This window comes from Streptomyces sp. NBC_00536 (assembly GCF_036346295.1).
Taxonomy (GTDB): Bacteria; Actinomycetota; Actinomycetes; order Streptomycetales; family Streptomycetaceae; genus Streptomyces.
This window is the reverse complement of the sequence record NZ_CP107819.1, coordinates 4,342,259-4,361,272: the sequence shown is the minus strand read 5'-3', so window position 1 is coordinate 4,361,272 and position 19,014 is coordinate 4,342,259. Positions and strand designations below refer to the sequence as shown.

Here is a 19,014-nt window from a genome sequence, read left to right as displayed (position 1 = left end):
CTCACTCACACGGTGGGCTGCTTGGGGGGACTCGTCCGGAAATGGTACGGGGCCGCCCCACAAATGCGTTCGCCACCCGACGCCCACGGGTGAGATCCTCGACCAGGTATGTCTACTTCCTTCGCCGCCCTGCAGACGCTTCTCGGTGAGATCTCCCTCCGCGACGCGCACCGCCTCGGCCGCCGCCTCGAAGGCGCCCGCCGTATCCGCAAGCCCGAGGCCAAGCAGGCCGTGCTCGACGAGATCGCCGCGGAGGCCACGAAGGCCGCCGCGCGACTGGCCGGACGCGCCTCGCGGATGCCCGAGGTCACCTATCCCGAGAACCTTCCGGTCAGCCAGAAGAAGGACGAGATCGCCGAGGCGATACGCGACCACCAGGTCGTGATCGTCGCTGGCGAGACCGGCTCCGGCAAGACCACCCAGATCCCCAAGATCTGCATGGAGCTGGGGCGCGGTGTCCGGGGCATGATCGGCCACACCCAGCCCCGCCGGATCGCGGCCCGCACGGTCGCGGAGCGGATCGCCGAGGAGCTGAAGTCCGAGATCGGCCAGACGGTCGGCTGGAAGGTCCGGTTCACCGACCAGGTGGACCAGGACGCGACCTTCGTGAAGCTGATGACGGACGGCATCCTGCTGGCCGAGATCCAGACGGACCGCGAGCTGCGCGCGTACGACACGATCATCATCGACGAGGCCCACGAGCGGTCGCTGAACATCGACTTCCTGCTCGGCTACCTGGCCACGCTGCTGCCGAAGCGCCCGGACCTCAAGGTCATCATCACCTCGGCGACGATCGACCCCGAGCGGTTCTCCCGGCACTTCGGCGAGGCCCCGATCGTCGAGGTCAGCGGCCGGACCTATCCGGTCGAGGTGCGCTACCGCCCGCTCCTCGAAGAGGAGGGCGACGACAGCGACCGCGACCAGATCACCGCGATCTGCGAGGCCGTCGACGAGCTGCAGTCCGAGGGTCCGGGCGACGTCCTGGTCTTCCTCTCGGGCGAGCGCGAGATCCGCGACACGGCGGACGCGCTCAACAAGCGGAATCTCCGCTTCACCGAAGTCCTCCCCCTCTACGCGCGCCTCTCGCACGCCGAGCAGCACCGCGTCTTCCAGCAGCACACGGGCCGCCGGATCGTCCTCGCGACGAACGTCGCCGAGACCTCCCTCACCGTCCCGGGCATCAAGTACGTGATCGACCCGGGCAATGCCCGGATCTCCCGCTACAGCCACCGCACCAAGGTGCAGCGCCTGCCCATCGAGCGGATCTCGCAGGCCAGCGCCAACCAGCGCAAGGGCCGCTGCGGCCGTACCTCGGACGGCATCTGCATCCGGCTGTACTCCGAGGACGACTTCCTCTCCCGGCCCGAGTTCACCGACGCCGAGATCCTGCGCACCAACCTCGCCTCCGTCATCCTCCAGATGACCGCGGCGGGCCTCGGCGAGATCGAGAAGTTCCCCTTCATCGACCCGCCGGACCACCGCAACATCCGCGACGGCGTGCAGCTGCTCCAGGAGCTGGGCGCGCTCGACCCGGCGGAGAAGGACCACAGCAAGCGGCTCACGCCGATGGGCCGCCAGCTGTCCCAGCTGCCCGTGGACCCGCGCCTCGCCCGCATGGTGGTGGAGGCGGACAAGAACAACTGCGTGCGCGAGGTCATGGTGATCGCGGCCGCCCTGTCGATCCAGGACCCGCGCGAGCGGCCCTCGGACAAGCAGACCCAGGCCGACCAGAACCACGCCCGGTTCAAGGACGAGACCAGCGACTTCCTCTCGTTCCTGAACATGTGGCGCTATGTCCGCGAGCAGCAGAAAGAGCGCGGCTCCTCGTCCTTCCGCCGGATGTGCAAGCAGGAGTACCTGAACTTCCTGCGGATCCGCGAGTGGCAGGACATCTACTCGCAGCTGCGTACGGTCGCCAAGACCATGGGCATCCACGTCAATGAAGCCGATGCCCCCGAGCAGCACATCCACGTGTCGCTGCTGGCGGGCCTGCTGTCGCACATCGGGCTCAAGGACACCGACAAGAACGAGTACCTGGGCGCCCGGTCGGCGAAGTTCGCGATCTTCCCGGGTTCGGCGCTGTTCAAGAAGCAGCCCAAGTTCGTCATGTCCGCGGAGCTGGTGGAGACCTCGCGGCTGTGGGCCCGGGTCAACGCCAAGGTCGAGCCCGAGTGGGTCGAGCCGCTGGCCCAGCACCTGATCAAGCGCACGTACAGCGAGCCGCACTGGGAGAAGGACCAGGCCGCGGTGATGGCGTTCGAGAAGGTGACGCTGTACGGCGTCCCGATCGTCGCCCAGCGGAAGATCAACTACGGCCGGATCGACGCCGAGGTCTCCCGCGAGCTGTTCATCCGCAACGCCCTGGTCGAGGGCGATTGGCGCACGCACCACAAGTTCTACGCCGACAACCGCAAGCTGCTGACCGAGGTCGAGGAGCTGGAGCACCGGGCGCGGCGCCGGGACATCGTGGTCGACGACGAGACCCTCTTCGACTTCTACGACCAGAAGATCCCCGAGCACGTGGTCTCGGGCGCGCACTTCGACTCCTGGTGGAAGCACAAGAAGCGGGACGAGCCGGAGCTGCTCGACTTCGAGCGGGCGATGCTGCTCACCGAGAAGGCCGCCGGGGTCACCAAGGACGACTACCCGGACTCCTGGCGCCAGGGCGCGCTGAAGTTCCGGGTGACCTACCAGTTCGAGCCGGGCGCGGACGCGGACGGCGTGACCGTGCACATTCCGCTGACGGTGCTGAACCAGGTCACCGACGAGGGTTTCGACTGGCAGATCCCTGGGCTGCGCGAGGAGATCGTCACCGAGCTGATCCGCTCGCTGCCCAAGCCGATCCGTCGGCACTACGTGCCCGCGCCGAACTTCGCGACCCGCTTCCTGGACACCGCCGTTCCTCTCCAGGAGCCGCTGACGGTCACGCTCGCGCGCGAGCTGAAGCGGATGGTCGGGGTCCCGGTCGCGGCCGAGGACTTCGACCTGAGCCGGATCGCCGACCACCTGAAGATCACCTTCCGGATCGTCGACGAGCGGCGCAAGAACATCGCCGAGGACAAGGACCTGGAGGCCCTGCGGCTGCGGCTGCGGCCCAAGGCCCGCCAGGCCCTCTCGCAGGCCGCCGCGGCGACCGCCGAGCGCGCGGGCGGCGAGACCATCGAGCGGACCGGGCTGACGGACTGGACGATCGGCACCCTGACCAAGGTCTTCGAGACCCGGCGGGCCGGTCAGCCGGTGAAGGCCTACCCGGCGTTGGTGGACGCGGGCGCGAGCGTTTCCGTACGGCTCTTCGACACCGAGGCCGAGCAGCAGCTCGCGATGTGGCGCGGGACCAGGAAGCTGATCCTGCTCAACATCGCGGTGAACCCGGCGAAGTTCGCCTCGGACAAGCTCGGCAACCAGGCGAAGCTGGCGCTCTCCCGCAATCCGCACGGCTCCATCCAGGCGCTGTTCGACGACTGCGCGACGGCGGCGGCCGACAAGCTGATCGCGGACCACGGCGGTCCCGCGTGGGACGAGGCTGGCTTCCGGAAGCTCTACGACGCCGTACGGACCGACCTGGTGGACACGACCGTACGCACGGTCGGCCAGGTGCAGCAGGTGCTGGCCGCCTGGCAGGCCTGTGAGCGGCGGCTGAAGGCGACCAACAGCCTGACCCTGGTCGCGAACGTGCAGGACGTGCAGAAGCAGCTGGCGGCCCTGGTGCCGGCCGGCTTCGTGACCCTCACCGGGCTGAAGCGGCTGCCGGACCTGATGCGCTATCTGGTGGCGGCCGACCGCCGGCTCCAGCAGATGCCGACCTCGGTCCAGCGCGACACCACGCGCATGGAGAAGGTCCACGAGATGCAGGACGAGTACGCCTGGCTGCTGGAGCAGTTGCCCAAGGGGCGGCCGGTGCCGACGGCGGTCACGGACATCCGCTGGATGATCGAGGAACTGCGGGTGAGCTACTTCGCCCACGCCCTCGGGACGGCGTATCCGGTGTCCGACAAGCGCATCGTGAAGGCGGTCGACGCCCTGGCTCCGTGACGGCGGCGTGATCGCATTCGACCTCACCCCCTGAGCTGTTGTACAGTCGGTTTCGCAGCCACCAAGTGGCCGCGAACGAGGACCTGTGGAGCAGTTGGTTAGCTCGCCACCCTGTCAAGGTGGAGGTCGCGGGTTCAAGTCCCGTCAGGTTCGCAGTGACGTCAGGGCCCGTATCCCCCAGGGATACGGGCCCTGACGCGTTCCCCCCATGGATACGCACGGCACACGAGCGGCCCCACGGGCCCCTGCGGCCATCACAGGTACGGGAGGTGTGGTTTTCCCTCATGAATGCCCGGGACGAGCTCAGAGCGCTCCTGAAGGCCCATCTGGCGGCCTCGCGCGGACGTCGCCACCTCACGCGCCACTGCCTGGTCTGCAACCGGCTCATGCACCTCGCACGGGAAGCGGCGCGGAGGGCCGAAGGTCCCGCGCCCGGCTGACATTCACATCTGGCGGACCCCATTACGGGCGCAATGCCGGATGTACAAGAGTTGTTAGCTGTGACGGGAGTCACCACATGAGTTTTCGAGACGCACACGTTTATCACGCACATACGCCCCTTCGATTTAATATGTGCAATGGCACCCCCTCTACGAGGCACCCCACGCGTCGGCCCGGGACCATCCCCCGGGCATAAAAAAGATCGCGCTGGACCCGGCGGAGTCCAGCGCGATCGACGGCTGATGAACCTGTTGGGGCAGATCCGGCCGCATGAAGCCATGTGGGTTTCATCGGATTGGGGGACCCGATATCGACCCGTTAAAAGGGGTTGTGCTGCGGAACCTCGGGACCTCAGGCCTCGCTGCGCTGCTGCGGAATTCCCGCGAGCAGTGCGCGAACCTCGGCCTCGCGGTAGCGGCGGTGCCCACCCAGGGTGCGGATGGACGTGAGCTTGCCAGCCTTGGCCCAGCGGGTGACCGTCTTCGGGTCCACGCGGAACATCGTGGCAACCTCAGCCGGGGTCAGCAGCGGCTCGGCATCAGGGGTGCGAGCGGTCATGAGCGGCCTCCTCGGGAGAACCGAACCATCTCGGTTCTTTCCTCTAAATTCTGCACCTTGGCCCTCGTTGCCCGAAATGGACAGACGAAGGCCGAGTCGGTTATAGGACGAACGGCTTGTCCTCGGCACTACAACTACACCATCTGTCCAGCCTCGTCGGCCAAACCGATGGAATTGCCCTCCGAGGTGTTCATCAGCGACGGAAGCCGATGGACTGCCCCATAACGGACAGTCACCCCACCGTGACGATCAGTCACAGAGCGATCAGGAGTCGTCAGACCCCCCATAGCGTGCAATCCCGAGCAATCCACCCAAAGTTGGGCGGAAGGAACCCTCCCCGGACTCCTTGTCCTATTTTGGCACGAGGGTAGGGGAAGGGCGCAAGAGTGTGGAAAGTGCGGTCCGTCACGCTTGAGCCAATGGCCGGGATCGGGACGTAGGTCCTGGCACTAAGACCCTAATGAGTGAATCGTCCTGAAGTACCACGGCTTGTGGCCGTTCGGACCATACGGCTAGTTGGCGAACAGTCTCTCCCGAACAGCCCGCCAACGGTCGGCCAATATGACGTACGTCTCCACGGCTCCGTCAGAGTCGCCCGCCCGCAGCGCCGCGATCCCCGCCGCCAGCTCCGCCGCCGACCGGTCCTCCGCCAGTCCCGCCGCCGGCAGCCCGTGCACCAGCCCGCCGTAGTCCAGCTCGACCATCGAGCGCGGGTGGAACTCCTCCAGCCAGCTGCCGACCTCGACGAGCCCGTCGGCCAGCGCGCCGTACCCCTCCGCCTCGCGCAGGGTCCGCAGCCCGCGCGCGAGCCGCCGCCGGGCCTGGACCATCGGCGTCCGGTAGCGCAGCAGCTCCCCCGGCACGTACTCCCGCTCCTCGTCGGCCACCAGCACGAACCAGCGCAGCGGGACCTGCCACACCGCCGTACGGATCCACGGGCGCGCGTCCGGGTTCCGCGCCCGCCAGGCGTCGTACTCCTCGGCCGCCCGGCGGCGCACCCCCGGCGGCAGCGCCGCGTCCAGCACCGGCAGCGGCAGATCCGCCACCAGCTCCTGCAGCGCCAGCCAGCCGCGCAGCCGGGTCCGCCACGGGCAGACCAGCAGCACCCCGTCCAGCTCCGCCGTGAAGGCGTCCGCGCTCTCGTGCGCGGGCACCCCCACCAGCGGCACCCGGACCAGATCGGCCAGCGACCGGCGCAGCTCGTCCTGCGCCGTCGGGGTGTGCCCGCGCCGGGCGTAGTCGGCCCAGTGCGCGCGCTCCGGCTCGGCGAAGGCCGCGAGGGGTTCGTAGACGCGCAGGTAGGACGCGTAGGGGACGGTCGGCGCCTGGCGCGCGGCGGGCAGCCGGGGATCGGGGGATTCGCTCACGCTCTCGTACTCCCCCGCGCCGGGCGCCCGTACGCGGCCGCGCGCCCCCGACAGGGGAGAAATCCGGTCAGAAGTCCGAGCGGAGGTCCGATCCCCGGACAGGACGGCCGGGCGCGCCCCGCAGGTCTTACGCTGCTCCCAACAACGCCCTCCCCACCCGCAGGAGGGCGCTTCCCGCCGCATCTCATCCATGGGAGTCACCACCGTGACCGAAATGACCGACGGCGTCCTGCACACCCTGTTCCGCACGGAACAGGGCGGCCACGAGCAGGTCGTGCTCTGCCAGGACCGCGCCAGTGGCCTCAAGGCCGTCATCGCCCTTCACTCCACCGCACTGGGCCCCGCGCTCGGCGGTACGCGCTTCCACGCGTACGCCTCGGACGAGGAGGCCGTCCTCGACGCCCTCAACCTCGCCCGCGGCATGTCGTACAAGAACGCCCTCGCCGGGCTCGACCACGGCGGCGGCAAGGCCGTGATCATCGGCGACCCCGACGTCCTGAAGAGCGAGGAACTGCTGCTGGCCTACGGCCGGTTCGTGGAGTCCCTCGGCGGCCGCTACGTGACCGCCTGCGACGTCGGCACCTACGTGGCCGACATGGACGTCGTCGCCCGCGAGACCCGCTGGGCCACCGGCCGCTCCCCCGAGAACGGCGGCGCCGGCGACTCCTCGGTGCTCACCGCCTTCGGCGTCTTCCAGGGCATGCGCGCCAGCGCCCAGCACCTGTGGGGCGACCCGACCCTGCGCGGCCGCAAGGTCGGCGTCGCGGGCGTCGGCAAGGTCGGCCACCACCTGGTCGAGCACCTGCTGGAGGACGGGGCCGAGGTCGTCATCACGGACGTCCGCGCCGAGTCGGTGCAGCGGATCCTGGACAAGCACCCGGGCAAGGTGACGGCGGTCGCCGACACCGACGCGCTGATCCGGCTGGCGGGGCTGGACATCTACGCCCCCTGCGCGCTCGGCGGCGCCCTCGACGACGTCACCGTGCCGGTCCTCACCGCGAAGGTGGTGTGCGGCGCCGCGAACAACCAGCTCGCGCACCCCGGCGTGGAGAAGGACCTCGCGGACCGCGGCATCCTCTACGCCCCGGACTACGTGATCAACGCCGGCGGCGTGATCCAGGTCGCCGACGAGCTGCACGGCTTCGACTTCGACCGCTGCAAGGCCAAGGCGACGAAGATCTTCGACACCACGCTGGCCATATTCGCACGTGCGAAGTCGGACGGGATTCCGCCCGCCGCGGCGGCCGACCGGATCGCCGAACAGCGGATGGCCGAAGCGCGCGCCGCGCGGGGTCTGTAAAACGGGTTCGGCGCCGGATTGAATCCGGCGCCGGGCCCCGTACCACGGGTGTTTGCGCCCGCCGGGGTTGCGGAGAGACGGAACTCACTGCGCTTCGGCGGGTCGCTCGCCAATATAGGGTTAAAATCGCAGCTGACCAGCGAGTACGGGGCGTCTCGCAGGCACTGTGCCGGGGCACGTCATGCGGGCGGCGTACCGTATGGCCGCGGAAGCAGGTACCGTTAAAGCCCTACGGACGGTCTCTCCACGGAGAGCCCGCTCCGAACCATGAACGCGTGTCAGACTCTGGGGCCGTCGAGCCCCGTCACCGAGGGGGTCGAGCCATGGGGCGCGGCCGGGCCAAGGCCAAGCAGACAAAGGTCGCCCGCCAGCTGAAGTACAACAGCGGCGGGACTGACCTCTCGCGTCTGGCCAATGAGCTGGGCGCATCGCCGACGGAGCCGCTGCCTGTCAGCGCGCCGGTCGAGGTCGATGACGAGCTGGAAGACGACGACGACCCGTACGCCAAGTACGCGAAGTTGTACAACGGCGATGACGAGGACGAGGACGAAGAGTCCGGCCCGTCGGCGCAGCGTCGCGGCGCTTGACGCATCCAGCGTCCACACCGCATCACCAGCTGAGCAACAACACATGAACCCGGTCCAGGGCAATGCCCCGGACCGGGTTTCAGTGCGTTCCCGGCGGAACCGATCTGGTCGGTTCCGCCGGTCCCGTCGTGCTCAGTTCGCGTAGTCGCCGGTCAGGGTCGAGCCCTCGGTGTGCGCCCCGCGGTCCAGGATCTCGCCCGCGACCCAGGCGTCGACGCCCCGGTCGGACAGCGTGGTCAGGGCCACGTCCACCGATTCCTGCGGGACCACGGCGATCATGCCGACGCCCATGTTCAGCGTCTTCTCCAGCTCCAGGCGCTCGACCTTGCCGGCCTGGCCGACCAGGTCGAAGACCGCGCCGGGGGCCCAGGTCGAACGGTCGACCGTGGCGTGCAGGTGGTCCGGGATGACCCGGGCGAGGTTGGCCGCGAGGCCGCCGCCCGTGATGTGCGAGAAGGCGTGGACCTCGGCGGTGCGGGTGAGGGCCAGGCAGTCCAGCGAGTAGATCTTGGTCGGCTCCAGGAGCTCCTCGCCGAGGGTCCGGCCGAACTCCTCCACGTGGCTCTCCAGCGCCATCTTGGCGCGGTCGAAGAGGACGTGGCGGACCAGCGAGTACCCGTTCGAGTGAAGCCCGGACGACGCCATCGCGATGACGGCGTCCCCCGTACGGATACGGTCCGCGCCGAGCAGGGCGTCGTACTCGACGACTCCCGTACCGGCGCCCGCGACGTCGAAGTCGTCCGGACCCAGCAGACCCGGGTGTTCGGCGGTCTCGCCGCCCACCAGGGCGCACCCGGCCAGGACGCAGCCCTCGGCGATGCCCTTGACGATGGCAGCGACGCGCTCGGGGTGGACCTTGCCGACACAGATGTAGTCGGTCATGAAGAGCGGCTCGGCGCCGCAGACGACGATGTCGTCCATGACCATCGCGACCAGGTCGTGGCCGATCGTGTCGTACACGCCCAGCTGGCGGGCGATGTCCACCTTGGTGCCGACGCCGTCGGTGGCCGAGGCCAGGAGCGGGCGCTCGTAGCGCTTGAGGGCGGAGGCGTCGAAGAGGCCGGCGAAACCGCCGAGGCCACCGAGGACCTCGGGGCGCTGCGTCTTCTTCACCCACTCCTTCATCAGCTCGACGGCGCGGTCGCCCGCTTCGATGTCGACGCCCGCGGCTGCGTAGCTGGCACCGGTGGTCTTCTCTGTCATGACAGGGATGAGCTTTCGTGTCGTTACTGCGGTTACTGCGGGTGCGTGATCAGGGACGGCGGAGCGCGTCGGCGGCGTCCGTGCCGCCGGCCAGCTCGGTCTCCAGGAGCTGCTTGCCCAGGAGCTGCGGGTCGGGCAGCTCCATGGGGTACTCGCCGTCGAAGCAGGCACGGCAGAGGTTGGGCTTCTGGATCGTCGTCGCCTCGATCATCGAGTCGAGCGAGATGTAGGCGAGGGAGTCCGCACCCATGGAGGTGGCGATCTCCTCGACGGTCATGCCGTTGGCGATCAGCTCCGCACGGGTGGCGAAGTCGATGCCGAAGAAGCAGGGCCACTTCACGGGCGGGGAGGAGATCCGGATGTGGATCTCGGCCGCGCCGGCCTCGCGGAGCATCTTGACCAGGGCGCGCTGGGTGTTGCCGCGGACGATCGAGTCGTCGACGACCACCAGGCGCTTGCCCCGGATGACTTCCTTGAGGGGGTTCAGCTTCAGACGGATGCCGAGCTGGCGGATCGTCTGCGAGGGCTGGATGAAGGTCCGGCCGACGTAGGCGTTCTTGACCAGGCCCACGCCGTACGGGATCCCGCTCGCTTCGGCGTAGCCGACGGCGGCGGGCGTGCCGGATTCCGGTGTCGATATCACCAGGTCGGCCTCGGCCGGGGCTTCCTTGGCCAGGCGGCGGCCCATCTCGACACGCGAGAGGTACACGTTCCGGCCGGCGATGTCGGTGTCCGGGCGCGCCAGGTAGACGTACTCGAACACACAGCCCTTGGGCTTCGCTTCCGCGAATCGGGAGGAACGGAGACCGTTCTCGTCGATCGCGATCAGCTCGCCCGGCTCGACCTCGCGGACGAAGCTGGCGCCGCAGATGTCGAGGGCGGCGGTCTCGCTCGCCACCACCCAGCCGCGCTCCAGGCGGCCGAGGACCAGCGGGCGGATGCCCTGCGGGTCACGGGCGGTGTAGAGGGTCCCCTCGTCCATGAAGACGAGCGAGAAGGCGCCCTTGACCAGCGGGAGGACCTTGGTGGCCGACTCCTCGATGGTCAGGGGCTTGCCGTCGTCGTCCGTCTGTCCGGCGAGCAGGGCCGTCACGAGATCGGTGTCGTTGGTCGCGGCCACCTGGGTGGCACGGCCGTCCTGCCGGGGGAGGTCGGCGACCATCCCCGCCAGCTCGGCGGTGTTCACCAGGTTTCCGTTGTGACCCAGGGCAATGGAGCCGTGGGCCGTCGCACGGAAGGTGGGCTGCGCGTTCTCCCAGACCGAGGCTCCGGTGGTCGAGTAGCGGGCGTGACCGACCGCGATATGACCTTGGAGGGATCCGAGAGAGGTTTCGTCGAAGACCTGGGACACGAGGCCCATGTCCTTGAAGACGAGGATCTGGGAACCGTTGCTCACAGCGATTCCCGCGGACTCTTGTCCGCGGTGCTGCAGTGCATACAGTCCGAAGTAGGTGAGCTTGGCGACCTCTTCACCCGGAGCCCAGACACCGAAGACGCCGCAAGCGTCCTGGGGGCCCTTCTCACCGGGGAGCAGGTCGTGGTTGAGTCGTCCATCACCACGAGGCACGGCTCCGAGTGTAGGCGAGATCGACCACTGGTCCGAATTGGGGAAGGCCAGGAAATGTCACAGTGCGGACAGTCCGGTAAACCGGACACAGGGTGACCGTCTCGAAATCCGGATGCGCTGGTTGACAGGCGCCTGTGGGTTCGCACAAGCTCCACCCCATGCAGCCTCTCGGTGACCGTTCCGTCACCCTTGTCGAGCGCCGCCACGTAGACCTGGTCCGTGTCGCGAGCGCTATCTGTCGCTGTTCCGCGTAACCACTCACATTTCGCGGTTCTTTTCCCTTTTCTGACCCTTTCTGGGTCTTTTCTGTCTGGGCCGGCCGGAGACTTCCGTCGGCGGCTCCGCCCTGGACTGGAGTTCCTCTGTGAGCACGAACCGATCCGAGCTGTCCCGGCGCGCCTTCGGCGGCGCGGTCGGCGCCACCGCCGCCACCGCGGCCGTCGGACTCGCCGCCGCCCCGGCCGCCGCGTCCGCCCCTGCTGAAGCGCAGTACGCGCAGCCCCGGGAACGGGAGTTCGAGGCCGCGCGCGGCCGCTCCGGGCGCCGCCCGAACATCCTGTTCATCCTGGGTGACGACCTGGGCTGGGCCGACCTGTCCTCGTACGGCTCCCCGCACATCAAGACCCCGAACCTGGACCGACTGGCCCGCCAGGGCGTCCGGTTCACCGACGCCTACTCCGGATCCGCGACCTGCTCGCCGACCCGGTTCAGCCTCTACACCGGCCGCTACCCGGGCCGCACCAAGGGCGGACTGGCCGAGCCGATCGCCGACACCTCCGTGGGCCTGGACCCCACCCACCCCACGCTGGCCTCGCTGCTGCGCGCCTCCGGTTACGCCACCGCGCTGATCGGCAAGTGGCACTGCGGCTACCTCCCCGACTACAGCCCGACGAAGTCCGGCTGGGACGAGTTCTTCGGCAACTTCGGCGGGGCCCTGGAGTACTACTCCAAGCTGGGCCTGGGCGGCGAGTACGACCTCTACGAGGGCGACGCCGAGTACAAGGACCTGCGCTACTACACCCGGATCCTGACCGAGCGGGCGAGCGAGTACGTCGGCCGCCGCCACGACCGGCCCTGGCTGCTCAACCTGAACTTCACCACCCCGCACTGGCCTTGGATCGCCGACGGCGACACCGAGGAGAGCAAGGAGATCGTCCGCCGGATCAAGGCCGGTGACGGGCGCGCGCTGTGGCACCAGGACGGCGGCTCGGTCGAGAAGTACAAGCAGATGGTCGAGGACCTCGACCGCTCGGTGGGCGAGGTACTCGCCGCGCTCAAGCGGTCCGGGCAGGAGGAGGACACCCTGGTCTTCTTCGCCAGCGACAACGGCGGCGAGCGGTTCTCCTACAACTGGCCGCTGAGCGGCAACAAGGCCGCCCTCCTGGAGGGCGGGATCCGCGTGCCCACCATCGTGCGCTGGCCCGCCCGGATCGACGGCGGCCAGGTCAGCCACGTCCCGGTGGTCACCCCGGACTGGACGGCGACCCTGCTGGAACTGGCCGGGGCCCGCCCCGACCGGGCCTTCCCGCTCGACGGCAAGAGCCTGGCCGGCTATCTGCTGCGCGGCGAGAAGGCCCCGGAGCACGACCTGTTCTGGCGGGTGCGCGGCGAGCGGGCGCTGCGCCGCGGCGACTGGAAGTACTACCGCGGCAAGACCGGCCGGGACCAGCTCTTCCACCTGACCGCGGACCTCCGCGAACAGGCCGACAAGGCGGCTCTGGAACCGGCCCGCCTCGCCGAACTGCGGGCGGCCTGGGAGAAGACGGACGCGGGCCTGCTCCCGTACCCGGGCTGACCGCGGGCCGACGGAACCGGCCTCAGCTCATCAGGGGGAGCAGCGCCGAGAGGTCGGCGCGTTCGCCGCTGGCCCGGACCTGGGCGGCGGCCAGCGCCTCGGCCCAGGTCACGCGGCCGGTGGCCAGCCGGAGCCAGGTCAGCGGGTCGGTCTCCACCACGTTCGGCGGGGTGCCCCGGGTGTGCCGGGGCCCCTCGACGCACTGGACCACGGCGAAGGGCGGGACCCGGAACTCCACCGCGCCGCCCGGTGCCTTGACCGCGAGGGCGTCGGCGAGCAGCCGGGTGCAGGCCGCCAGGGCCTGCCGGTCGAGCGGGATGTCCCGTCCGGTGGCGCGGCTGAGGTCATCGGTGTGCACGACCAGCTCGACGGTGCGGGTGACCAGGAAGTCGGCCAGGGTCATGGCCCCGATCCACAGGTCCAGCACCCACCCGCCGGGGTGCGTCTCCAGCGCCTCGGCCAGCCGGAGCGCCGCCCGGTCGTACAGCTCGGGGAGCGGGGCGCCCTCCAGGGTCTCCAGCGTCTCCCGGGCCGCCTCGGTGATCTTCCCGGCGAGCGAGGCGGTGGCGAAGGGCCACTCGGCGACGGCCAGTTCGGCGACGGCGGCGGGCGGCTTCGCGAGACCCGCCGCCAGCGAGTCCGCGATCCACGCGATGTGCGCGGCCAGTTCGGCCACGGTCCACTCCCCGACCCCGCTGGGCCGGGCCAGCTGGTCGGCGTCGAGGTCGCGCACGGCGTCCCGCACGTGCCCGAACTGCGCGAGGACGGCGGCCCGGGTCCGGGCGTGGTCGTAGGTACGCGGCTTCTTCTTGGCGGGCGGCATGCGGCGACCCTACTGCGGGCGGGTACACAGGGGCCCCGCCCACACCGTGGACGGGGCCCCGTACAGCGCTCTGCGAGCGGGACGGTCAGGCCAGCAGGGCCGGGATCGTCGCCTCGTGCGCCGTGCGCAGTTCGCTCAGCGGGATGCTGAACTCGCCCTGGATCTCGATCTCCTCGCCGTCCACGACACCGATCCGCGTGGCGGGCAGGCCGCGCGCCCCGCACATGTCGGTGAAGCGGAGTTCCTCGCTGCGCGGCACGGCCACGATGGCCCGGCCCGCCGACTCGGAGAAGAGGAAGGTGAAGGCGTCCAGCGTCTCCGGGACCACGATCCGCGCGCCGTTGCCGCCGCGCAGGCAGGACTCGGTGAGCGCCTGGATGACGCCGCCGTCGGACAGGTCGTGCGCGGCGTCGATCATGCCGTCGCGCGAGCCCGAGATCAGGATCTCGCCGAGCAGCATCTCGCGGGCGAGGTCCACCTTGGGCGGCATGCCGCCCAAGTGCTGGTGGACGACCTCGGACCAGGCCGAACCGCCCAGTTCCTCGGCGGTGTCGCCCAGCAGGTAGAGCAGCTGGCCGGGCTCCGTGAACGCCATCGGCGTCCGGCGGTTGACGTCGTCGATCACACCGAGGACCGCCACGACCGGGGTCGGGTGGATCGCGGTCTCGCCGGTCTGGTTGTACAGCGAGACGTTGCCGCCGGTGACGGGGATGCCCATCTCCAGGCAGCCGTCGGCGAGCGCGCGGCAGGCCTCGGCGAACTGCCACATGACGCCCGGGTCCTCGGGGGAGCCGAAGTTCAGGCAGTCGGAGATGGCCAGCGGCTTGGCGCCGGTCGCGGCCACGTTGCGGTAGGCCTCGGCCAGGGCCAGCTGCGCGCCCGTGTACGGGTCGAGCTTGGCGAAGCGGCCGTTGCCGTCGGTGGCCATGGCCACGCCGAGGTTGGTCTCCTCGTCGATGCGGACCATGCCCGCGTCCTCGGGCTGCGAGAGCACCGTGTTGCCCTGCACGAACCGGTCGTACTGGTCGGTGATCCAGGACTTCGAGGCCTGGTTCGGGGAGGAGACCAGGGCGAGGACCTGCTCGCGCAGCTCGGCCGAAGTCGCCGGGCGCGCCAGCTTGTTCGCGTCGTCCGCCTGGAGCGCGTCCTGCCACTCGGGGCGTGCGTACGGGCGGTTGTAGACCGGGCCCTCGTGCGCGACGGTGCCCGGGGGCACGTCCACGATCTGCTCGCCGTGCCAGAAGATCTCCAGGCGCTCGCCGTCGGTCACCTCACCGATGACGGTGGCGATGACGTCCCACTTCTCGCAGATCTCCATGAACCGCTCGACGTACTGCGGCTCGACGATCGCGCACATGCGCTCCTGCGACTCGCTCATGAGGATTTCCTCGGGCGAGAGGGTCGCGTCGCGCAGCGGGACGGTGTCCAGCTCGACGCGCATGCCGCCGGAACCGGCGGAGGCCAGCTCGCTCGTGGCGCAGGAGAGCCCGGCGCCGCCGAGGTCCTGGATGCCCGCGACCAGCTTCTCCTTGAAGATCTCCAGGGTGCACTCGATGAGGAGCTTCTCCTGGAAGGGGTCGCCGACCTGGACGGCGGGGCGCTTGGTCGGCTTGGAGTCGTCGAACGTCTCCGAGGCCAGCACGGACACGCCGCCGATGCCGTCGCCGCCGGTGCGGGCGCCGTAGAGGATGACCTTGTTGCCGGGGCCGGAGGCCTTGGCGAGGTGGATGTCCTCGTGCTTCATCACGCCGATGCAGCCGGCGTTGACCAGCGGGTTGCCCTGGTAGCAGGCGTCGAAGACGACCTCGCCGCCGATGTTGGGCAGGCCCAGGCAGTTGCCGTAGCCGCCGATGCCCGCGACGACGCCGGGCAGCACGCGCTTGGTGTCGGGGTGGTCGGCCGCGCCGAAGCGCAGCGGGTCCACGACCGCGACCGGGCGGGCGCCCATGGCCAGGATGTCGCGGACGATGCCGCCGACGCCGGTGGCCGCGCCCTGGTAGGGCTCGATGTACGAGGGGTGGTTGTGCGACTCGACCTTGAAGGTGACCGCGTATCCCTGGCCGACGTCGACGACGCCCGCGTTCTCGCCGATCCCGACGAGCATCGCGGTGTTCTCGGGGGCCTTCTCGCCGAACTGCTTCAGGTGGACCTTGCTGCTCTTGTACGAGCAGTGCTCGGACCACATGACGGAGTACATGGCCAGCTCGGCGCCGGTGGGACGGCGGCCGAGGATCTCCCGGATCCGGGCGTACTCGTCCTCCTTGAGGCCGAGTTCCTTCCACGGCTGGGAGGCATCCGGGGTCTCGGTGGCGTTCTTGACGGTGTCGAGGCTCATGCGCTGACCAGCTTCTTCAGGACCGAGGTGAAGAACGGGAGACCGTCGGTGCGGCCCGTCCCGATCAGCGGCTCGACCGCGTGCTCGGGGTGCGGCATGAGACCGACGACGTTGCCCGCCGCGTTCGTGATGCCGGCGATGTCGCGCAGCGACCCGTTCGGGTTCACGTCGAGGTAGCGGAAGGCCACGCGGCCTTCGGCCTCCAGCTCGTCGAGCACGTGCTCGTCGGCGACGTACCGGCCGTCCATGTTCTTGAGCGGTACGGAGATCTCCTGGCCGGCGGTGTAGTCGCCGGTCCACGCGGTCTCCGCGTTCTCCACGCGCAGCTTCTGGTCGCGGCAGATGAAGTGCAGGTGGTTGTTGCGCAGCATCGCGCCCGGCAGCAGGTGGGCCTCGGTGAGGACCTGGAAGCCGTTGCAGATGCCGAGGACGGGCATGCCGGCCTTGGCCTGCTCGATGATGGTCTCCATCACCGGCGAGAACCGGGAGATGGCTCCGGCGCGCAGGTAGTCGCCGTAGCTGAACCCGCCCGCGAGGACGACCGCGTCGACCTGGTGCAGGTCCTTGTCGCGGTGCCACAGCGAGACCGGCTCGGCCCCCGCGAGGCGGATGGCGCGCAGCGAGTCACGGTCGTCGAGCGTTCCTGGGAACGTGACGACTCCGATGCGAGTGGTCACCGTCAGGCCTCGACCTTCACGGTGAAGTCTTCGATGACGGTGTTGGCGAGGAACGTTTCGGCCATCTTGTGGATGCGGTCGAGGGCGGCCTGGTCGACCGGTCCCTCCACCTCCAGTTCGAAGCGCTTCCCCTGGCGGACGTCGGCGATCCCCTCGAAGCCCAGCCGCGGCAGTGCACGCTGCACCGCCTGGCCCTGGGGGTCGAGGATCTCCGGCTTGAGCATGACGTCGACTACGACGCGTGCCACTGGCACTCCCGTGTGTGGTTTGGTGCGAAGGCGGTTCCATCAGCGTACCCGGCCAAAATTTCTACGCGGGTAGATTTCGGGCGGCGGACCTCGCGGGGCGGTTTCGGTTTCACCAACGCTTCGCAAAATCCACCGGAAAAACCCGCACCCGGCATTGCGGCGGGACACGCGGAGAGAATTAACTGGGCTTCGCTATACAACGTGAATCGCGGTACAAAGGAATCCCCCGGAAAAACGGGGGAAAGTAGCAATGCTCCGAAGCATCCACACAGTCGGCATCACCGCACGTCACCCGGCGCCGGTGCCGCACGAAGGGACCGATATCCGTGGCGCAGCGCGTAGTAGTCACGATCTCCGACGACATCGACGGCGGAGAAGCGGCGGAAACGGTCGTCTTCGCTCTGGACGGTAAGTCGTACGAGATCGACCTCAATGTCGCCAACGCAAAGAAGCTCCGCAAGGGCCTGGCTCCCTTCGTGGCGGCCGGCCGCCGGCAGTCCCGCTCCGGCAAGACCTTCAAGCACACGGCGATCGCACCCGACCCGGCGGTCGTCCGCGCCTGGGCCCGCTCCAACCAGCTCGACGTGCCGCCCCGCGGCCGCATCCCCAAGAAGGTCTACGAGGCCTACAACGCCGCCCACTGACCCCCGATTTGCCATCCACCCCCAGGGATCGGCTAGTGTGTGGATCACGCCGAGGGGCCAGACCGCAGGTCAAAGCCCCGAAGGTCGTGCGGGTGTAGTTCAGTAGCAGAACATCCTCCTTCCAGGAGGAAGGCGCAGTGTGCAATTCCTGTCACCCGCTCTGCACGCTTTACCGACCACTGTGGTGGATCGGGTAGAGTGATGCTCGCAACCGCTTGATGGCTCCCTCCGGGGAAGCGATCATCGCGAGTTTGCGGACGTAGCTCAGTTGGTAGAGCACCACCTTGCCAAGGTGGATGTCGCGAGTTCGAGTCTCGTCGTCCGCTCTTGTTCCAAGAGTTTCATCAGAAGGCCCCAGTCATCGACTGGGGCCTTCTGCGTTGTCCGGCGCTGTTGTCCAGCACTGTTGTCCGGCGCCGATGACATTTGTCATCGGTGCCGGTGACAGCGCGCACTGACCGGCTCCCGGACGCGGCCCGACGCTGGAGTCATGACTGACACCGAGCGGACAGTGATCGAAGCCGAGGAGCTGCGCCGCGGCTACTCGGGCGGGTTCGAGGCCGTGCGCGGGGTCTCCTTCTCCGTCGCCCGCGGCGAGATCTTCGCCCTCCTCGGGACGAACGGGGCCGGGAAGACCTCCACCGTCGAGCTGCTGGAGGGGCTGGCCGCGCCGAGCGCAGGCCGGGTCCGGGTCTTCGGGCTCGACCCCCTCCGGCAGCGGGCCGCCGTCCGCCCGCGGACCGGGGTGATGCTCCAGGAGGGCGGGTTCCCCTCCGACCTGTCCGTCGCGGAGACCGTCCGGATGTGGTCCGGGGTCACCAGCGGCGCGCGTCCGGGGGCGGAGGTGCTGGAGCTGGTCCGGCTGACGGCGCGGGCGAACGTACGGGTCAAGCAGCTGTCCGGCGGGGAGCGGCGGCGGCTCGATCTGGCGCTGGCCCTGCTCGGGCGGCCCGAGGTGCTCTTCCTCGACGAGCCGACCACCGGCATGGACCCCGAAGGCCGCCGGGACACCTGGGCGCTGGTCCGGGCGCTGCGCGACGAGGGCACCACGGTGCTGCTGACCACGCACTACCTGGAGGAGGCGGAGGAGCTGGCGGACCGGCTGGCGATCCTGCACGAGGGGGAAATCGTCCTGTCCGGGACCCCGGCCGAGGTGACCGCGACCCGGCCGGCCCGGATCCGGTTCACCCTGCCCGCGGGAGTGGCGGCGGCCCGGCTGCCGCTGTCGCTGCGGGCCGCCGCCGAGGGGCGGCACGTGGAGATCCGTACCGAACGGCTCCAGTCCGCGCTCGGCGAACTGCTGCGCTGGGCGGAGGAGGCCGCGGTGGAGCTGGGCGGGCTCGACGCCCGGTCCGCCTCCCTGGAGGAGGCCTTCCTGGAGATCGCCCGGAGCCGCCGCGCGGCCGGGGCGACGGTGGGAGCGGGAGCCCGATGAGC

16 protein-coding genes and 3 tRNA genes are annotated in these 19,014 nt (G+C 69.5%); 11 read left to right on the top strand and 8 right to left on the bottom strand.

Translation table 11 applies throughout. The features are described from left to right. Window positions 1-108: 108 nt before the first annotated feature. The 3 genes from hrpA (at window position 109) to OHS33_RS39840 (ending at window position 4,472) form a co-directional block, all read left to right on the top strand. Window positions 109-4,032, top strand: coding sequence for an ATP-dependent RNA helicase HrpA (gene hrpA / locus OHS33_RS19150; protein WP_330331640.1), 3,924 nt, complete (start codon window positions 109-111; stop codon window positions 4,030-4,032). A gap of 79 nt (window positions 4,033-4,111) precedes the next feature. Beyond that, window positions 4,112-4,185: transfer RNA gene (locus tag OHS33_RS19145), tRNA-Asp, on the top strand. 131 nt (window positions 4,186-4,316) lie between these two features. Next, entirely contained in the window at window positions 4,317-4,472 is a 156-nt protein-coding gene (locus tag OHS33_RS39840) for a DUF6274 family protein (RefSeq protein ID WP_443065320.1), read from the top strand. A 352-nt stretch (window positions 4,473-4,824) separates the two neighbouring features. On the opposite strand, the gene bldC is transcribed toward OHS33_RS39840, so the two are convergent. Together bldC and OHS33_RS19135 are read right to left on the bottom strand one after the other, a co-directional pair. Beyond that, window positions 4,825-5,031 (bottom strand): developmental transcriptional regulator BldC, encoded by a 207-nt coding sequence (gene bldC, locus OHS33_RS19140; RefSeq protein WP_003949541.1) that lies wholly within the window; start codon window positions 5,029-5,031, stop codon window positions 4,825-4,827. 512 nt (window positions 5,032-5,543) lie between these two features. Beyond that, window positions 5,544-6,398 (bottom strand): hypothetical protein, encoded by an 855-nt coding sequence (locus OHS33_RS19135; RefSeq protein ID WP_330331639.1) that lies wholly within the window; start codon window positions 6,396-6,398, stop codon window positions 5,544-5,546. Between the two features lie 190 nt (window positions 6,399-6,588). Between OHS33_RS19135 and OHS33_RS19130 the strand changes: the two genes are divergently transcribed. Continuing rightward, window positions 6,589-7,698 carry a Leu/Phe/Val dehydrogenase gene (locus tag OHS33_RS19130; protein ID WP_330331638.1) on the top strand — a complete coding sequence of 370 codons (1,110 nt, stop codon included), beginning with the start codon at window positions 6,589-6,591 and terminating at the stop codon, window positions 7,696-7,698. A gap of 275 nt (window positions 7,699-7,973) precedes the next feature. Next, window positions 7,974-8,285: a DUF3073 domain-containing protein gene (locus OHS33_RS19125; protein WP_443065319.1), complete on the top strand. Its 312-nt coding sequence runs from the start codon at window positions 7,974-7,976 to the stop codon at window positions 8,283-8,285. Between the two features lie 132 nt (window positions 8,286-8,417). Here the strand turns inward: OHS33_RS19125 and purM are convergent, their stop codons facing one another. Next, window positions 8,418-9,488 carry a phosphoribosylformylglycinamidine cyclo-ligase gene (gene purM / locus OHS33_RS19120; protein WP_330331637.1) on the bottom strand — a complete coding sequence of 357 codons (1,071 nt, stop codon included), beginning with the start codon at window positions 9,486-9,488 and terminating at the stop codon, window positions 8,418-8,420. 49 nt (window positions 9,489-9,537) lie between these two features. Then, on the bottom strand, window positions 9,538-11,055 hold the full coding sequence (purF, locus tag OHS33_RS19115) for an amidophosphoribosyltransferase (RefSeq protein ID WP_330331636.1): 1,518 nt from the start codon (window positions 11,053-11,055) through the stop codon (window positions 9,538-9,540). Window positions 11,056-11,213: 158 nt separating this feature from the next. Here purF and OHS33_RS39835 point away from each other — a divergent pair, with 158 nt between their 5' ends. Beyond that, window positions 11,214-11,309, top strand: coding sequence for a putative leader peptide (locus OHS33_RS39835; protein ID WP_350325720.1), 96 nt, complete (start codon window positions 11,214-11,216; stop codon window positions 11,307-11,309). A 110-nt stretch (window positions 11,310-11,419) separates the two neighbouring features. Further along, window positions 11,420-12,850, top strand: a complete 1,431-nt coding sequence (locus OHS33_RS19110; protein ID WP_330331635.1) for a sulfatase-like hydrolase/transferase — start codon at window positions 11,420-11,422, stop codon at window positions 12,848-12,850. A 22-nt stretch (window positions 12,851-12,872) separates the two neighbouring features. Here the strand turns inward: OHS33_RS19110 and OHS33_RS19105 are convergent, their stop codons facing one another. The 4 genes from OHS33_RS19105 to purS all read right to left on the bottom strand — a co-directional run bounded on the left by OHS33_RS19105 (window position 12,873) and on the right by purS (window position 16,939). Next, on the bottom strand, window positions 12,873-13,673 hold the full coding sequence (locus OHS33_RS19105) for a maleylpyruvate isomerase family mycothiol-dependent enzyme (RefSeq protein WP_330331634.1): 801 nt from the start codon (window positions 13,671-13,673) through the stop codon (window positions 12,873-12,875). An 85-nt stretch (window positions 13,674-13,758) separates the two neighbouring features. Next, window positions 13,759-16,008 (bottom strand): phosphoribosylformylglycinamidine synthase subunit PurL, encoded by a 2,250-nt coding sequence (gene purL, locus OHS33_RS19100; RefSeq protein WP_330331633.1) that lies wholly within the window; start codon window positions 16,006-16,008, stop codon window positions 13,759-13,761. Continuing rightward, window positions 16,005-16,685, bottom strand: a complete 681-nt coding sequence (gene purQ, locus OHS33_RS19095) for a phosphoribosylformylglycinamidine synthase subunit PurQ (protein WP_330331632.1) — start codon at window positions 16,683-16,685, stop codon at window positions 16,005-16,007. Before purQ ends, purL begins: the two co-directional genes overlap by 4 nt. A 2-nt stretch (window positions 16,686-16,687) precedes the next feature. After that, entirely contained in the window at window positions 16,688-16,939 is a 252-nt protein-coding gene (purS, locus tag OHS33_RS19090; RefSeq protein WP_008740952.1) for a phosphoribosylformylglycinamidine synthase subunit PurS, read from the bottom strand. Between the two features lie 320 nt (window positions 16,940-17,259). On the opposite strand from purS, the gene OHS33_RS19085 reads away from it, so the two are divergent. The 4 genes from OHS33_RS19085 to OHS33_RS19070 all read left to right on the top strand — a co-directional run bounded on the left by OHS33_RS19085 (window position 17,260) and on the right by OHS33_RS19070 (window position 19,012). After that, window positions 17,260-17,577, top strand: a complete 318-nt coding sequence (locus tag OHS33_RS19085; RefSeq protein WP_330331631.1) for a histone-like nucleoid-structuring protein Lsr2 — start codon at window positions 17,260-17,262, stop codon at window positions 17,575-17,577. A gap of 88 nt (window positions 17,578-17,665) precedes the next feature. After that, a tRNA-Gly gene (locus OHS33_RS19080) sits at window positions 17,666-17,737 on the top strand. A gap of 93 nt (window positions 17,738-17,830) precedes the next feature. After that, window positions 17,831-17,903, top strand: a tRNA-Gly gene (locus tag OHS33_RS19075). A gap of 164 nt (window positions 17,904-18,067) precedes the next feature. Then, a complete protein-coding gene (locus OHS33_RS19070; RefSeq protein WP_330331630.1) occupies window positions 18,068-19,012 on the top strand; it encodes an ABC transporter ATP-binding protein in 945 nt (314 codons plus the stop codon). Window positions 19,013-19,014: the final 2 nt, after the last annotated feature.

Excerpts from the sequence above, each read along its gene's own strand:
- hrpA (WP_330331640.1), top strand. The coding sequence starts at position 109 with ATGTCTACTTCCTTCGCCGCCCTGCAGACGCTTCTCGGTGAGATCTCC.
- OHS33_RS39840 (WP_443065320.1), top strand. The coding sequence starts at position 4,317 with ATGAATGCCCGGGACGAGCTCAGAGCGCTCCTGAAGGCCCATCTGGCG.
- bldC (WP_003949541.1), bottom strand. The coding sequence starts at position 5,031 with ATGACCGCTCGCACCCCTGATGCCGAGCCGCTGCTGACCCCGGCTGAG.
- OHS33_RS19130 (WP_330331638.1), top strand. The coding sequence starts at position 6,589 with ATGGGAGTCACCACCGTGACCGAAATGACCGACGGCGTCCTGCACACC.
- purM (WP_330331637.1), bottom strand. The coding sequence starts at position 9,488 with ATGACAGAGAAGACCACCGGTGCCAGCTACGCAGCCGCGGGCGTCGAC.
- OHS33_RS39835 (WP_350325720.1), top strand. The coding sequence starts at position 11,214 with ATGCAGCCTCTCGGTGACCGTTCCGTCACCCTTGTCGAGCGCCGCCAC.
- OHS33_RS19105 (WP_330331634.1), bottom strand. The coding sequence starts at position 13,673 with ATGCCGCCCGCCAAGAAGAAGCCGCGTACCTACGACCACGCCCGGACC.
- purL (WP_330331633.1), bottom strand. The coding sequence starts at position 16,008 with ATGAGCCTCGACACCGTCAAGAACGCCACCGAGACCCCGGATGCCTCC.
- OHS33_RS19070 (WP_330331630.1), top strand. The coding sequence starts at position 18,068 with ATGACTGACACCGAGCGGACAGTGATCGAAGCCGAGGAGCTGCGCCGC.